This is a genomic window from Pseudoalteromonas sp. SCQQ13 (assembly GCF_015864415.1).
Classification (GTDB): Bacteria; Pseudomonadota; Gammaproteobacteria; order Enterobacterales; family Alteromonadaceae; genus Pseudoalteromonas; species Pseudoalteromonas nigrifaciens.
The window spans coordinates 218728-233874 of sequence record NZ_JADYXG010000002.1 but is presented as its reverse complement, the minus strand read 5'-3'; the positions used below and the strand labels follow the sequence as shown (position 1 = coordinate 233874).

Below are 15147 nucleotides of genomic sequence, written 5' to 3'. Positions count from 1 at the left end.
TTATATTTATAAATATAAGCATAAGTAACTAGTTTTAAATTTGAGTATTAATACTTTTATTTTTATTTGTTGTGCAATTGAAAATAATCAATTCGATGTCCAGCCGGTGCATAAATTTTGTTATAATCAAAAAAAATTAATGAGATAAATAAATGACCCAAGTAGATGTGATAGTAATAGGTGCGGGAGCAGCAGGCTTAATGTGTGCAGCGCAAGCAGGATATCGTGGCCGTAGTGTTACAGTACTTGATATGGGCAAAAAGCCAGGTCGAAAAATACTCATTAGTGGCGGTGGGCGCTGTAACTTCACCAACGAAAATGCCAGCCCTAGTAATTATTTGTGTGGCAACCCTCATTTTGTTAAATCATGTTTAAGTCGTTATACCCAACATGACTTTATTGAACTGGTAGATCGTCATGGTTTAGCCTATCACCACAAAACACTAGGTCAGCTTTTTTGTGATAATAATGCTCAAGACATTGTTGATATTTTACTTACTGAGTGTGAGTGGGCGGGGGTATCTATAAAGTTGCGTAACGAAGTAATCAGCGTTTCAAAAACTGAAACTGGTTATAGCGTAGTAACCGAGTATGAAACATTTTATTGTGAGTCGTTAGTGATTGCCTCCGGTGGCTTAACTATGCCTAAGCTTGGCGCAACACCCATTGGCTATAAAATTGCTGAGCAGTTTGGCTTAAAAGTATTACCGACCATGGCGGCACTTGTACCATTTACTTTGCATCAGCACGATAAAGAACGTTTTGAAGCGCTTTCAGGTATAAGTATTTTATGCGATGTTACTAGTGAAGATGGCACTGCATTTAAAGAAAACATTTTATTTACCCATAGAGGATTATCGGGCCCTGCTATATTACAAATAAGCTCATTTTGGCGCGCCGGACAGGCGGTAACTATTAATTTATTACCCGAAACAGATTTAAGACAACAGCTAGCCGATTGGCGTGAAACGCAATCCCAAAAGTCGTTAAAAAATAGCTTAGCCACTATTTTACCTAAACGTTTTATTGAAGTTCTTCATGAGGGGAAAGCAATTCCTGATTGTAATATTAACCAGCTAACACATAGCCAAATTGACGAGTTAGTTAACTATATACATGCATGGCAAATTAAACCAAATGGCACAGAAGGTTACAGAACAGCGGAAGTAACGCTAGGCGGTGTAGATACCGATGAACTTAGCTCAAAAACCTTCGAAGCAAAAAAAGTACAAGGCTTATATTTTATTGGCGAAGTAACCGATGTAACCGGTTGGCTAGGGGGCTATAATTTTCAGTATGCGTGGAGCTGCGGTTTTGCTGCTGGGCAGTATGCTTAATATTTTAGGAACAATAAGTTAGCAGTTACAAGGTTAATTTAGTTTATTGGGTTTAACCGCTGATACTTTAGAGCTAACTTTTAAATAGCAGCGGATTTACTTAATGTGTTTTCATAGTGAGTTTTGGTTAAGTTGTCGCTAGCAACACAGACCTGATCTCGCCCTTGTAATTTTGCTTTATAAAGCGCTTTATCGGCGCGCTCTAAAAGATGCAAAGCAGTGTCGTCAACATGCGCTTTAGCTATACCAATACTGATAGTTAACGCTCTATTATCGATTAAATGAGTGGCAATAAACGCTCTGAGCTCTTCAGCTTCGTTAATTGCGTTATCTAGGCTGCTATCTCGAAGAATAATAGTAAACTCTTCTCCGCCCCAGCGTGCAATTAATGCACTATTTGTAAGCTTGTTTTGTAAAATATTGGCAAACTCACTAAGCACGTTATCACCCGCTAAATGGCCATAAGTATCGTTTACTTTTTTAAAGTGATCTATGTCGCAAATCATCACTATATTTGATTTTCGCTCATTATTATTTTCACTCAGTAATTGCGACAATTCAAAATCAAATTTTTGCCTGTTATATAGCCCGGTGAGCTTATCGGTTTCGGCTAGCTGTTTTATTTCGGCATTGCGCTTCGAAAGATGAGAGTAAGCCGAAAAACGCGTTTTTTCATAAAACCTAAATAATAAAACATGCGCAATAGACACTTCAATAAAATTAAATAATGCAGATAAACCTATGGTAATTGATAGTTGTTGCTGTAAGTAAACTAGATAGGCACAAATACCAAAAGCAATGCTACTTAATATACTTCCCCAATTACGCCCAACTAAAAAAAAAGTAAAAGGCGGAATAAGTGTTGCCCAAAATAATGAATGAGCATGACCCTTTGCCGATACTATAAAGAGCATTATTAAGCCAACTATCATTAATGCAACAACCCAAGCAGCTTTACTAACCTGAGCTGTTTTATTAAACCATATACAAATACTTAATGAGGCTATAAGTCCTAAGGCATCAATAAGTGCAATATCGTAACTCGAAAAATAAAAAACATTTAGTAAGGTTAAAATTAAAAAGTAGCAGCAGCAGATTAATAAAGAATGTGCAATTAAGCGTGTTCGCCAGTAATCCTTATGATCTCTAGGGTATTGCGGAAATTCTTTATACCAAAAATGTAGCATCAAATAACGACTTAATAATTATTAGTTAATTCAGTATTGTCTATTTATTATAAAGTGGGTAGTAATAAATTATAAAACCCCGATAGACTTAAATCTATCGGGGTTTTTATCATTTATTTTTACTCTTGTATAAATGCTTCGCCTTCTTTCATCCACTTTGCGGCGGGTTTGCCTTTTAAGTAATGATCAAAGTACTGCATCATACGAATCGAAAAATCGACTTGATTAGGAAACTTTTTCAAGTGATGAGGTTCGCCTTCATACTGTAAAAAAGTGGCATCTTTACCCGCACGGCGCAGGGCTAAGTAATATTGTACCCCTTCGTGCCAAGGTACAGCGTCGTCTTTATCGCCAAACATAATTAAAATAGGAGTGTTTACTTTATCGGCAAAAAATACCGGTGAGTTTTCTATGTATAATTCTGGCGCTTCAAAAAGGTTTTTACCAATGCGGCTTTGTCCTGTTTCGTACTGAAACTGACGCGCTAAGCCCGATTTTAAACGAATGCCACTATAGGCGCTGGTCATGTTAGACACGGGAGCACCCGATACAACCGCTTTAAACATATCGGTTTGAGTGATCATAAAGGCACTTTGATAGCCTGCCCACGAATGACCTTGTAAACCAATTTTATTTTTATCAGCAATGCCTAAATCAATGAGCTTTTGCGTGGCGTTGATCATGGTTTGCGTTGATGATTTACCTGGGTGGCCTATTTCAAAACGAATGTCGGGTAAAAATACCGCGTAACCGTTTGAGGTAAACATAGGGAAGTTAGGGCGGTGGTTTAATTCCATTTTAGGAAAGTCGTACATGCGCTGGCTCATATAACGGTAAAAATACACCATTACTGGTACTTTATCGCCTTTTTTGTAACCCGCAGGTTTAATTAGTACGCCTTGTAAGTCTTCGCCATCAAAGCCTTTGTAGCTTATGAGTTCTGGCTTTTCGCCCCAGGTAAAGTTACTTATTTGTGGGTTAAGTGTAGTCACTTGTTGCGGAGCACTGAAACTAAAGTCAGTTTGATAAAAGTCTGGAAACTGATGATACGCTTGCTCAGTAAATAGGTATTTATCGGCATTTTTTGCTTTTTTAACTAAATCAAAACGTTTATTACCACTGAGCACTTTAGTTACTGTGTTGGTGGTTAAATCAAGCTTGGCTATTTCACTTTGCTTAGTTTGTAAGTTAATAGCCGATATAAGCAATGTTTCGTCTTTTTTAAAGCCAACTTGGCTTTTATCAAGTTTAATAACGCGATATTGAGTATTGGTTTGTTTACCATTAGTTAAACGTTTTGCCTGCTGGCTATTTACATCAAACGCCCAAATATCGTACTTACTGTAAGCAAGTAGTTGGCTGCTATCTTGATTCCAACCGGCAAAACCATAACCTGGTTGGGCTGAAGGGTAGTCGTGCTTGTCATCAGCAAAAGTAGCTCCAATAGCGCGTGTAAGCGTAGTGACTTTATTATTTTTTAAATCTTTTAGCTGTATATGGTTATCGCTAAAGTAGGCGGCAAACTCGCCATTAGGTGCCAAACTTGGTTTAAACGGGTAGTTACTAACAATGGGAGTGTGTTTACCTGTATTAATATTTACAGCAAAGTAGTCAGCAAAAAAGCCGCCATACATTATTTTCTCAAGGTATGGGGTATCAGTATAACCAAGCAGTGATGTATCGCGCTGCGGATTAAGCGCAACCTCTGGCATGCTCACAGTACTTAGCTGGGTAACTTTTTGCGAATTTATGTGGTACACCGCGCTGTAATGGCGGTTTTTGTTTTTTTCGTTCCACTGCTGCTGTTCACGCGGTTTTATTTGCGCGTCGTTGTTATGCCATACTTTTAAGCCTTTATGCTCTCGTATAGTGTCAAAGTCGTATAGTGAGGCTTCGTCGCTATACTCTTTAGCTTTTACTTTAGCGGCTAGTTTAGGGCGATTTTCAAAATATAAACGCTCGCCATTTTCAGACCATATTAACGCGGCGGTTTTACCTATTCCCCAATCTTTGTTGGGGGAGTTAATCGTTGTTAGCTGCTCATTTTGCCAAAGTTGTAAGCTGTAGTTACGACGGCGCATGTCGTCGTTAACATAGTTACCTAACGTAAATGCTACGCTTGCCTCAGTTGGGTGCCAGGCTATTTTACTGGCCACAACACCAGGCTCATCTATGAGTATGCTGCTTACAAAGTCATTTAAATTAAGCAGTGCTATTTGATTGTTGTTACCATCGCTGTAACTCTGGCTAATTAATAGTTGCTGGTTAGTTGCGCTAATACTGTAGTTAAATACATCTGTAATTGTGTGGCTGCGTTTATTGCTTAAATTTACAATAACCAGTGGATAGGTTTTATCATCTTTGTCTGGTGTGATGGCGCTATCGTTTTTATTAGCATGAGTGCTGGCACTTTCATCCTCGGCTTTTTCATCATCGCCTTTAGCTGCTTTTTGATTTAAGCGATAGGCAAGCCAAGTTCCATCGTTTGATAACTTATAGTCTTTCACATTACTAAAACTTTGTTGCTCGCCTGTTTGGGTATTTACTAGTACCAGGTTGTTTTTTAGAGCATCTTTTTTCTTCGTGGTTTCTTGTTCTAGTAGCGTGGGTACTTGGGTAAATGCGACCCAGTTAGCAGCTTGATTAATAACTGGTTTAGTACCACGCGGTACTTCTGCAATTAAGCTATTACCGCTTAGCGAGTAAACTTGGCCAGTGGCATCACCACGATACGGGGTTGCACTGAGCGATAAAATACGGCCATCTTCAGATAGCTGCGTTGCTTTGGCTGATTTAAAATCAAACACATCGTTAAATTGTAGCGACTCTTTAGCGTAAACTGTGGTGCTAGCTACGCTGACAATAAGCGCAGAGCTTAAAAGGGTGAGCTTTGTTTTCATCATAGGTTCTCGTTTTTTAGCGTTATTTTATTGTAACGAGTTTTGTCTATAATTCGAGTATATACGACAAGTGGTAGCAAAGCAGAGTTGAAAGGCTGAAGGTGAAAATTTAAAAACCTTGCAAGCGTGGCTCACAAGGTTACGTGTGTTGAATTTGGAGTTTATAACCAGATTTTTTGTAGCTCCGGCCATTGTTTTTCAAATTGTGCGCTTGGCTTAGTACTAAAATTACTGCGTACAAACTGATTCATTTTACCTTCAACATAGGCAAGTAAAAAGTTGGCTAGGGTTAGCTCGTCACTTTGAAAGTTTTTACCTTCACGCAGCTTTCTCTCACGTAGTACTTGTTTAAATTGGGTCTCAAGTTTTTCAAAGAAACTTTGCACTCGTTCACGTAACCGCTCTTGCTCACCTTGCAATGCGTCGCCGGTTAAAATACGGGTAATACCAGGGTTCTTTTCAGCAAACGTTAGCAGTAAATGTAAAATATTATAAACGCGGGCTTGGCTTTCTTTTTCGTTTTCTAAAATAAGATTTATACGAGATAAAAGCGTGTCTTCAATAAATTCTATTAAGCCCTCAAACATACGTGCTTTACTAGGAAAATGACGATACAACGCTGCTTCCGATACACCAACCTCAGCGGCTAGCTTTGCTGTGGTAATACGCTGGCCGGGACTGGTTTCTAACATTTGTGCAAGTGCTTGCAGTATTTGCTCTTTGCGATTACTTCTTTTTGTCGCAGGCATGAACATTCCTTTTTTATTAGTTATCTTTTAGCAGGAGCTAGTCATTTTGATTCAAATGTTTAAGGCGCGTTTATATTTAGAATTAAACAAATTTAAACTCTTAAAAGTAAACGCGTGTTTAGCATGTTAATGTTTTATTCAGTTTGTTTCCAGCTCTTTTATATTCTCTGAGCGAGCTGTTGGATCACTGTTAGCGCAATTGCTGTTTTGCTATTTGTTGGTAATTCAAGCTGTTCATTATGCCAGTACAGGGTTAGCGCATTATTGTCAGCGTTAAACCCAAGATCACTTTGTGATACATCGTTAGCGCAAATCATATCCAGGTTTTTATTTTTTAGTTTGCCTTTTGCGTAGTTTGCTACATTTTGTGTTTCTGCGGCAAAACCAACAGTGTAAGGGCGGTTTTGCTGTAAATTAGCTACGTGTGCAATTACATCCGGGTTTTTAACTAAAGTAAGGGTAAGCTCGTCGCCTTGCTTTTTCATTTTTTGTGCTGCAACGGTTGCTGCGCGGTAGTCGGCAACAGCTGCGCAGCCAATAAACGCATCTGAGCGCGGTGCGTAGTTGAGTGATTCGTTTAATAGCTGCTCGGCGCTTTCTATGTTGATCAAATTTACGCCAGTAGGGGCTTTTATAGTCACCGGGCCTGAAATTAAATTAACTTTAGCGCCAAGTAATAAAGCGGCCTCAGCAAGTGCGTAGCCCATTTTTCCTGAGCTGTGATTAGATATAAAACGTACCGGGTCAATGGCTTCTCGGGTCGGGCCTGCAGTTATGGTAATGGTTTTACCTGCAAGTAACTGAGGTTGCTCTTTTGCAATACATAAAGCAACTAGCTCATGAGGCTCTAGCATGCGCCCAGCGCCTACATCGCCACAAGCTTGCTCACCCTTTCCTGGGCCCCAAATAAGCACGTTACGTGCTTTAAGTGTGGCTAAATTAGCTTGTGTAGCAGGGTGAGCATACATTTGCTGATTCATAGCCGGTGCGATAGCGACTTTAGCCGGAGTTGCAAGTAATAAGGTAGTGAGTAAGTCATCAGCAATGCCCGCCGCCATTTTAGCAATAATGTTGCTGGTGGCTGGGGCAACTAAAATTAAATCGGCCCACTTGGCAAACTCAATATGGCCCATAGCAGCTTCTGCAGAAGGGTCGAGTAAGGAGTCTGCAACCATTTCACCGCTCACAGCTTGCATAGTTAAGGGGGTTATAAAATGTTTTGCTGATTCAGTCATAACTACTTTAACACTACAACCATGCTCTTTTAAGCGTCTAACCAGTTCTGCGCATTTATAGGCCGCTATACCGCCGCTAATTCCCAGCACTATTTTTTTATTAGTTAAATTAATCATGGTTGTCCATCAGCCTTATTTAATATTAGGGCTAAAATAACAAATCTTGACCCGTACAGCTAAGCTTTTAAGATGAAAATAACAGGCTAATTTTCAAATTTGCATTACAGTTAATATATAAGCCGATTTATCAAGGATGAATAATGCAACTAACCTCACTTCCTAATTCGCAGCGTCCCCGCGAAAAGCTAATCGAAAAAGGCGCAAAAGCACTCAGTGATGCTGAATTGCTTGCCATATTTTTACGCACCGGTTTGCCGGGTATGAATGTGATTGAGCTTGCCCAACATTTACTTAATGAAAACAAAACGCTACACAATTTATTTAATGCCAGTATGGAAGAGTTTTGTGCGCAAAAAGGGTTAGGTACAGCTAAGTATGTGCAGTTGCAAGCGGTGCTTGAGCTCAGCCAGCGTTATATGCAGGAGCGTTGCCAGCGCGATGCTATATTTAACTCGCCAAACGCTGTATATGATTATTTAACCTTGCAAATGCGTGGTTTGCAGCAGGAGGTATTTATGGTGCTGTATCTTGATAGTCAAAATCGCTTAATTAAAGATGAAATACTTTTTTATGGCACCATTAATTCTGCCAGTGTATATCCACGAGAAGTGGTAAAAGCGGCACTTAAAAATAATGCAGCAGCGGTTATTTTTGCGCATAATCACCCAAGCGGGATTGCCGAACCGAGTCAGGCCGACAAACTTATTACTAATAAATTGCAACAAGCACTGCAATTGGTAGATATAAATGTGCTGGATCATATTATTGTTGGAGGAGAAACCTGTGTTTCTTTTGCTGAACGAGGTCTTATTTAGCTTTACTTTTACAGAAGAGTACTAAAAACGAGCAGTTTAGTGTGTTTTGGCAAATTAGTTTAATTTAAATGCAGTTTTTACTTTCCCTATGGGCTTTCGATCTTTATAATTAGCCGCTATCAAATTTGCACATGAGCTGATTGGATGAGATCAGTTATTTGATCTTCGCCTGTAAAAGCTGTATAAAGAGCGCCCTTCGATTTATCTCTAGGGCACAACTACATGGCCTTAGGGAAAATTAAGCTCGAGCTAAGTTATTGGAGATATATAGACATGGCTAAAGTATGTCAAGTTACAGGTAAGCGTCCTGCGGTTGGTAATCACCGTTCACACGCGAGAAACGCGACTAAACGTCGTTTCCTACCTAACCTACAAACACACCGTTTTTGGGTTGAAAGTGAAAAACGTTTTGTAACATTACGCACTACTACTAAAGGTATGCGTATTATCGATAAAAAAGGCATCGACACGGTTCTTACAGAAATCCGTGCTCGCGGCGTAAAAGTTTAAGGATCTGAATCATGCGCGATAAAATCCGTTTAGTTTCAACTGCCGGTACTGGTTTTTTCTACACTACCGACAAGAACAAACGTAACATGCCTGAGAAGATGGAAATCAAAAAGTTTGATCCAAAGATTCGTAAACATGTTCTTTTTAAAGAAGCTAAAATTAAGTAATTTTAGTTTTCTATTAGAATGTAAAAACCCAGCTTATGCTGGGTTTTTTGTTTTTGATTTACGTAAAATAATAGCTTAATTGTTTAATATTGCCCTTAGCTTTAGCTTAGAGCTTGCTTCTAATAGCAGTAATATATCAGCGCTTACCCCTCAATTAAAACCTACTCGTTTGATTATCAGCGTATTAAATCACTTTTTCTAAGTGAGTACTTATTTACTGTGGGGCTATTTTACATAAAGGTTTGCATAGGAGTATAATGCTGCGCTCATTTAGTTTATGGTTGTCTTATCTTCAACTCAGGCTGTAGGAATTGCCATGGAAAGTTGGTATTTAGTTGTATGTAAACCTCGCCAAGAAGAGCGTGCGCAGGTTAATTTAAAAAACCAAGGAATAGCGTCATTTTTTCCAAAGTTAACTACTGAAAAGTTAGTTAAAGGACGCCGCACTGTTAAGCAGTCTGCTTTATTTCCTGGTTATGTATTTGTGTGTTTAGAAGCTGAGAATGGTAACTTTTTTGCGGTAAAAAATACCCGCGGAGTAAGTGGCTTTGTAACTTATGGTGCTGCATATCAGCGTGTGCCCGTTGAGTTAATTAATCAGCTTAAAGCAGAGCGTTCGCACTCACATGAATCGCAAGTTCCTAAAAGCGGTGACTTGGTGAGTGTAAACAATGAGTCATTTAAAAATATTGACGCTATTTATAAAGAGCCTGATGGCGATATGCGCAGTATTTTGTTCATTAATTTGCTTAACAAACAAATAGAAATTAGCGTGAGTAATCAAGCAATAAGCAAAATTTAATAAAAAGGGGAAGTAATAAATTACTTCCCCTTTTTATAAATGTTTATAGCAGTAATTAAACCTTAAAGTTCTCTACTGATAACCTAAGTTCTTCTGCTAGTTTTGCTACTTCTGAACTTGATATGGTCGTTTGTATTGCGCCCTCAGCGGTTTGCTCGGCTATAGCAACAATGGACTCTAAGCGCTCACTTATTTCTTGTGATACTTGTTGTTGCTCTTGCGCTGCCGTTGATATTTCTTCACTCACGTTATGCGCTTGCGATACGGCTAAAGTAATCGAGTCGAGAGCGCTGCTTGCTAAATCGCTTTGCTTAACACACGACACGGCTTGTTGTTTACCTTTTTCCATAGCCGATACAGCGGCTTCTGCACCGCTTTGTAGTGACTCAATCATAGATTGAATCTCTTGGGTTGATTCTTGTGTTTTACTTGCCAGAGAGCGTACTTCATCTGCTACTACAGCAAAGCCTCGGCCATACTCACCTGCACGCGCTGCTTCAATCGCGGCATTTAATGCCAATAAGTTTGTTTGATCAGCAATACCGCGAATCACATCTAATATACTGCCAATCGATGCGCTGTCTTTGTGGAGCTTATTAATAACATTCGACGCTTCATCAACTTCGTAAGCTAGTTGCTCAATAGTGGCTTTATTTTGATTTGAAATGTCTTTAACGCGCTCGGCTTCTTTATCGGCATTTTTAATCTCATGTAACGCCTGTTGAGCGCTATTACTTACCGTTTGTGATGTACTACTCATTTCTGTTGTTGCTGTAGCTGCCTGTTCAACTTGTGCTTGCTGATTACGAATTGCTTTACTTGATTCGCCAGTAATTGTTGAGGTTTGCTCTGATGCAGCTGCAAGCTGAGTTGAGCGTGAAATAATGCCTTTAATTAAACTGCGAAGGCTATCAATTAAGGTGTTACAGCTTTTAGATAGCTCACCAAACTCATCTTTGGCACTGTCATCTAAGCGCTGTGTCATATCGCCACTTGCTACAATATCTAAAATGCGGTTAACTTCAGCCAGTGGTTTAGTAATACGATTAACTGTAACGACTGCCACGATAATTGCAATTATGGTGGCTATTATCATGCCTATCCAAGTCCACAAGTTTGCAGAATCTACGTCGCTGCGCACCCCTTTTTGCAATGAAAAAGCAACATCGCTGGCTTGTTTTACAAGTACGTCAATTTGATTTAGCGCTGTTTTAGTTGCTTGCTCAGACTCTGCAAGTTCACGTTCAGTAAGGCTAATTGCATCGATTAAGCGTTTTTTATTCGCAGCAAGGCTATTGTTACCTACAATGTTGCTCTCTAGCGTGTCTACGTATTCTTTTAGACTATTGTATAAACCACTATGGCTTTGCTCTATGGCTGGTTTAATTAGCGCTATGGTGCGGGTCACTTCTTCGAAGTAGTATACTTGTTCATTTTTTACAATATCTAAGGTATTAAGCGTTTTAACCGTTAGCATGTCGGTACTGTTGCTTACTACAGACATAAAATTGTTTTCAAGATTATTAGCAGCCTGGTAAGCGCGTGGGTTACTTTGCTCTAAGCCGTTTATATCAATAATATCGAGTACAATTGAGTTTGCATCTTCGGCGGCAAGCTCTATGCTTTCTAGTTGCGCTTTTAACATTTTATTCAGTGCTAGCTGTTTAGCTTTGTCGGCAAGTAAGCCTTCTACCGTGCTTAAAAAACTTAAATAGGTTGTTTCAACTTGTTGGCTACTTTTACTCAATAGTGGATCGTTTTTAACCACTTCTTGTAATTCACTATGCAGCGTATTGAATAACTGCTTTTGTTCGAGCACTTGGTTTTTTATTGGTTCTAGTTGCTCTGCAGAAGAGGTATAAAAACTAGCTTGAGCAGCTTTGCTCATTAAAATAAACTCGGCTTGTAATTCAGCGCTTTTATTTAAAGCGGGCAGCGACAACTGATTTACTTTTTGGGTGGAGCGATCAATATTTGCTATTTTTATTAAAGAGTTACCGCCAATTATTAAAAGCAGTAGAGTGATGAAAATAAATCCACCCCAAATACGCTGACTCACTGTTAAATTCATACGGATTTCCATTCTAAAGTATATCAGTTAAAACTTATCGGCTTGTATTGCAATAAGTTAAGTAATTAAAGTTAATTTTAATTGTTTAATCTGTGTTGATTATTTTTAATTAAGCAATGGCCATGCGTAGCTCTAATTATAGGAGTGCTATTTTTGCTATTAAATATAATGCCAACTTAATGTGAACAGGTTGTAGTTACAAAGTTTCAACATGCGACATTAAACTTAACAGATGTATTACTTTATTTCAGTTTATTTAGACGAAAGTTGTGATTTTTCTACAGTTTTTTGTTTGCTTTTTAATTCTATTAAGGTCATGGCGCCTCCCCAAACACATCCGGTGTCTAAGGCTAATAAATGATTATGAGGTGTTTTACCATTTAATGCTGCCCAGTGGCCAAAAATAAGCGTTTGTTTAGCCGTTGTTATTGCTGGATGCATAAACCAAGGGGTTAAGTTATTGCCACTTGTTACTTCTCCTTTTGCACTTAAGTCGAGTTGGTTATCGGCAGTTAAAAATCGCATACGGGTAAAGTAGTTAACTATGTATCTAAACTTTTCATAGTTATTAAGTTCATTAGGGTTATTAATGGGGTGAGGTTGGTACATGTTTGCAAAAAAGTCATGCGCTTTAGGCGAGCTGTAACAATGCTGAGCAAACTGAGCATGTTGTAAGGCTTGTGCTATCGACCAGTCAGGGTTGAGCCCAGCATGGGATATAAAGCTATTGTACTGCTTAAGGTAAAGTGCCAAAGGCTGAGTTTGTAAAAATGCAATATAGTGGGGGAGTTTAGTGCTATTGAATACAGCTGCTAATTTATCATTAGGGTTGGGTGGTTTATTAAGTAGATAGCAGGCAATCAGGTGTAAGTCATGATTGCCTAGCGTAACTGTAATGCTATTTTGGTGTTTGTATAAGTACTCTAAACAGGCTAGTGAGTCAGGGCCTCGAGCGACTATATCGCCCACCAAGTAGAGATGATCTTTACTTGGATTAAAGTTAACGCGTTGGAGTAACGCGTTAAACTCGTTAAAGCAGCCTTGCAAATCACCTATTGCGTAGTCAGCCATGCTTATAGTGTACTAGTGCAGTATGTTAGGGCAGGCTAAACGAAACACGTTAATAGGCGCTTTAAACTCAGTGCCAAACTCGTTACGTAACGTATAATGCCCTTGCATAGTACCTACAGGGGTATCTAGTATTGCCCCACTGGTATATTTATAACTTTCGCCGGGTGCTATAACCGGGTTTTCGCCGACCACACCTTCGCCTTGTACTTCAATTTCTTTGCCATTTGCATCGGTAATTAACCAATAACGGCTCAGTAATTTAGCGCTACACAAACTGTGGTTTTTAATGGTTACAGAATAAGCAAATACAAACTTTTCGAGTTCAGGTTGCGACTGCTCTTCTACATAAAATGTTTCAACAGATACCTTTACAGGCGATCCAATATTACTGCTTGTTGTCATAAATCCAATTTGCTATGTCAATAAATTGTTGTAACGATAAGCGCTCAGCACGCAAAGTAACATCTATGCCAATGCTGGTTAGCTCATCTGCAGTTAGTAAGTTGCTTAAACTATTGCGTAGTGTTTTACGACGCTGGTTAAAGGCTTCTAGGCAAACGTTATTTAAAATTTTCACGCTTTTTGCAGTGCGTTGTTCAGGCTTTTTAGGGATTAAGCGAATAACCGCCGAATCAACTTTAGGCGCAGGTTTAAAGCACTCAGGCGGTACTTCTATAACCGGCATTGCATTACAGTAGTACTGAGTCATTACGCTTAAACGACCAAAGGTTTTGCTCCCCGGGCCTGCAACCATGCGTTTTACTACTTCTTTTTGCAGCATAAAGTGCATGTGCTCAATATTGTCTGCAAATTCAAAAAGATGAAATAATAACGGAGTCGAAATGTTATACGGTAAGTTACCAAACACTTTTAGTTTTTTGTCATCTCTCACCAAGCTTGCAAAATCAAAGGTCATTGCATCGCCTTGGTTTACGGTTAATTTAGGTCCCAAAAATGGGTGTTCAATTAAACGCTGTGCCAAATCTTTATCTAATTCTACAACCGTTAAATGGCCGCTTAATTCGGCTACCGGTTCAGTAATTGCGCCAAGGCCTGGACCAATCTCTACTAGGTTATCTTCTGGTTTAGGATCGATTGCGCTCACTATTTTACCGATGATCATGTCATCAAATAAAAAGTTTTGTCCAAAACGTTTACGGGCGCGGTGTCCTAAATGTACTTTATCGGTCATTGATTTTGTGCTTTTTCTTGGGCGAGCTTAATTGCTTCGCGGATCGCTAATTCAAAACTGCCAACATCAGCAGTACCTTTGCCTGCCAAATCCAGAGCAGTACCATGATCTACTGAGGTGCGGATAAATGGTAAACCTAAGGTAATATTTACCGAGTTACCAAATCCCTTGTATTTTAGCACAGGTAGCCCCTGATCGTGATACATAGCTAATACGGCATCGGCTTCATTTAGGTATTTATCTTGAAATAAAGTGTCGGCAGGGAGTGGACCAATCAGGTTCATACCTTGGTTGTTAAGTATTTCAAGTGTTGGAATAATGGTATCTATTTCTTCACGGCCTAAATGGCCATCTTCACCAGCATGAGGATTTAAACCACAGACTAAAATACGCGGCTTTTCTATACCAAACTTAGTTTGTAAGTCGTGGTTTAAAATACTCGCTACTTTGATTAGCCGATCCTCTGTAATAGCACGCGATACATAGGCAAGCGGAATATGCGTCGTTACCAGCGCTACTCTTAGGCCTTGCGTAGCAAGCATCATTACTACATCTGCGGTATTCGACTGTTGTGCAAAATACTCGGTGTGGCCACTAAACGAAATACCGGCTTTATTAATAATACCTTTATGTACAGGGCCGGTAACAACTGCTGCAAAAGTGCCATCCATGTTTTTTTCACTGGCAATACGCAAAGTGTCTAATACGTATTGGCCATTAGCATCGTTAAGCACACCTAGCTCTACAGGCTCAGCTACATCTACTTGATGTAGGTAAAGGCTTCCTGCTGGTGCAGGCGTTGCTGCAGCATGCTGGTCAAACTCTATTAGCTTTATACTTAAGCCTAAATGTTTAGCACGTTGCTTAAGCATATTTGCGTCGGCAATGGCAACAAGCTGTGCGTCCCAAGTTTGTTGGGCAAGTTTTAACAGTAAATCTGGACCAATGCCCGCAGGCTCACCAGGGGTAATTGCGATACGTAATGTCATAG

General features: G+C 39.4%; 14 protein-coding genes. 5 read left to right on the top strand and 9 right to left on the bottom strand.

Going from position 1 to position 15147, the window contains the following annotated elements:
• The first annotated feature begins 152 nt into the window (after positions 1–152).
• Positions 153–1337 carry an NAD(P)/FAD-dependent oxidoreductase gene (locus I6F41_RS02790; RefSeq protein WP_179806930.1) on the top strand — a complete coding sequence of 395 codons (1185 nt, stop codon included), beginning with the start codon at positions 153–155 and terminating at the stop codon, positions 1335–1337.
• Between the two features lie 80 nt (positions 1338–1417).
• On the opposite strand, the gene I6F41_RS02785 is transcribed toward I6F41_RS02790, so the two are convergent.
• From I6F41_RS02785 to coaBC, 4 genes are all read right to left on the bottom strand, one after another.
• Positions 1418–2524, bottom strand: a complete 1107-nt coding sequence (locus I6F41_RS02785; protein ID WP_179806931.1) for a GGDEF domain-containing protein — start codon at positions 2522–2524, stop codon at positions 1418–1420.
• Between the two features lie 119 nt (positions 2525–2643).
• Complete coding sequence (locus tag I6F41_RS02780) at positions 2644–5424, bottom strand: alpha/beta hydrolase family protein (RefSeq protein WP_197107660.1); 2781 nt, start codon at positions 5422–5424, stop codon at positions 2644–2646.
• Positions 5425–5585: 161 nt separating this feature from the next.
• Positions 5586–6173: a nucleoid occlusion factor SlmA gene (gene slmA / locus I6F41_RS02775; RefSeq protein WP_011329292.1), complete on the bottom strand. Its 588-nt coding sequence runs from the start codon at positions 6171–6173 to the stop codon at positions 5586–5588.
• A gap of 158 nt (positions 6174–6331) precedes the next feature.
• The gene (gene coaBC / locus I6F41_RS02770) at positions 6332–7525 is read right to left on the bottom strand and encodes a bifunctional phosphopantothenoylcysteine decarboxylase/phosphopantothenate--cysteine ligase CoaBC (protein WP_011329291.1); all 1194 of its coding nucleotides are present in this window, start codon (positions 7523–7525) and stop codon (positions 6332–6334) included.
• A gap of 143 nt (positions 7526–7668) precedes the next feature.
• Between coaBC and radC the strand changes: the two genes are divergently transcribed.
• From radC to rfaH, 4 genes are all read left to right on the top strand, one after another.
• A complete protein-coding gene (radC, locus tag I6F41_RS02765; protein ID WP_011329290.1) occupies positions 7669–8343 on the top strand; it encodes a RadC family protein in 675 nt (224 codons plus the stop codon).
• A gap of 273 nt (positions 8344–8616) precedes the next feature.
• Positions 8617–8853, top strand: a complete 237-nt coding sequence (rpmB, locus tag I6F41_RS02760; protein ID WP_041454777.1) for a 50S ribosomal protein L28 — start codon at positions 8617–8619, stop codon at positions 8851–8853.
• Between the two features lie 11 nt (positions 8854–8864).
• Positions 8865–9020 (top strand): 50S ribosomal protein L33, encoded by a 156-nt coding sequence (rpmG, locus tag I6F41_RS02755; protein WP_004335545.1) that lies wholly within the window; start codon positions 8865–8867, stop codon positions 9018–9020.
• Between the two features lie 316 nt (positions 9021–9336).
• Positions 9337–9822 (top strand): transcription/translation regulatory transformer protein RfaH, encoded by a 486-nt coding sequence (gene rfaH, locus I6F41_RS02750; RefSeq protein WP_197107650.1) that lies wholly within the window; start codon positions 9337–9339, stop codon positions 9820–9822.
• Between the two features lie 55 nt (positions 9823–9877).
• On the opposite strand, the gene I6F41_RS02745 is transcribed toward rfaH, so the two are convergent.
• The 5 genes from I6F41_RS02745 to pdxA all read right to left on the bottom strand — a co-directional run bounded on the left by I6F41_RS02745 (position 9878) and on the right by pdxA (position 15145).
• On the bottom strand, positions 9878–11893 hold the full coding sequence (locus tag I6F41_RS02745; protein ID WP_089368770.1) for a methyl-accepting chemotaxis protein: 2016 nt from the start codon (positions 11891–11893) through the stop codon (positions 9878–9880).
• Positions 11894–12145: 252 nt separating this feature from the next.
• Positions 12146–12964 carry a symmetrical bis(5'-nucleosyl)-tetraphosphatase gene (locus I6F41_RS02740; RefSeq protein WP_089368769.1) on the bottom strand — a complete coding sequence of 273 codons (819 nt, stop codon included), beginning with the start codon at positions 12962–12964 and terminating at the stop codon, positions 12146–12148.
• 12 nt (positions 12965–12976) lie between these two features.
• Positions 12977–13366 carry a Co2+/Mg2+ efflux protein ApaG gene (gene apaG, locus I6F41_RS02735; protein WP_011329284.1) on the bottom strand — a complete coding sequence of 130 codons (390 nt, stop codon included), beginning with the start codon at positions 13364–13366 and terminating at the stop codon, positions 12977–12979.
• Positions 13350–14156, bottom strand: a complete 807-nt coding sequence (gene rsmA, locus I6F41_RS02730; protein ID WP_011329283.1) for a 16S rRNA (adenine(1518)-N(6)/adenine(1519)-N(6))-dimethyltransferase RsmA — start codon at positions 14154–14156, stop codon at positions 13350–13352. Before rsmA ends, apaG begins: the two co-directional genes overlap by 17 nt.
• On the bottom strand, positions 14153–15145 hold the full coding sequence (gene pdxA / locus I6F41_RS02725) for a 4-hydroxythreonine-4-phosphate dehydrogenase PdxA (RefSeq protein ID WP_011329282.1): 993 nt from the start codon (positions 15143–15145) through the stop codon (positions 14153–14155). Before pdxA ends, rsmA begins: the two co-directional genes overlap by 4 nt.
• Between the last annotated feature and the right edge of the window lie 2 nt (positions 15146–15147).

Coding starts and splice junctions, on each gene's coding strand:
- I6F41_RS02790 (WP_179806930.1), top strand. CDS start 153: ATGACCCAAGTAGATGTGATAGTAATAGGTGCGGGAGCAGCAGGCTTA.
- I6F41_RS02785 (WP_179806931.1), bottom strand. CDS start 2,524: ATGCTACATTTTTGGTATAAAGAATTTCCGCAATACCCTAGAGATCAT.
- I6F41_RS02780 (WP_197107660.1), bottom strand. CDS start 5,424: ATGAAAACAAAGCTCACCCTTTTAAGCTCTGCGCTTATTGTCAGCGTA.
- slmA (WP_011329292.1), bottom strand. CDS start 6,173: ATGCCTGCGACAAAAAGAAGTAATCGCAAAGAGCAAATACTGCAAGCA.
- coaBC (WP_011329291.1), bottom strand. CDS start 7,525: ATGATTAATTTAACTAATAAAAAAATAGTGCTGGGAATTAGCGGCGGT.
- radC (WP_011329290.1), top strand. CDS start 7,669: ATGCAACTAACCTCACTTCCTAATTCGCAGCGTCCCCGCGAAAAGCTA.
- rpmB (WP_041454777.1), top strand. CDS start 8,617: ATGGCTAAAGTATGTCAAGTTACAGGTAAGCGTCCTGCGGTTGGTAAT.
- rpmG (WP_004335545.1), top strand. CDS start 8,865: ATGCGCGATAAAATCCGTTTAGTTTCAACTGCCGGTACTGGTTTTTTC.
- rfaH (WP_197107650.1), top strand. CDS start 9,337: ATGGAAAGTTGGTATTTAGTTGTATGTAAACCTCGCCAAGAAGAGCGT.
- I6F41_RS02745 (WP_089368770.1), bottom strand. CDS start 11,893: ATGAATTTAACAGTGAGTCAGCGTATTTGGGGTGGATTTATTTTCATC.
- I6F41_RS02740 (WP_089368769.1), bottom strand. CDS start 12,964: ATGGCTGACTACGCAATAGGTGATTTGCAAGGCTGCTTTAACGAGTTT.
- apaG (WP_011329284.1), bottom strand. CDS start 13,366: ATGACAACAAGCAGTAATATTGGATCGCCTGTAAAGGTATCTGTTGAA.
- rsmA (WP_011329283.1), bottom strand. CDS start 14,156: ATGACCGATAAAGTACATTTAGGACACCGCGCCCGTAAACGTTTTGGA.
- pdxA (WP_011329282.1), bottom strand. CDS start 15,145: ATGACATTACGTATCGCAATTACCCCTGGTGAGCCTGCGGGCATTGGT.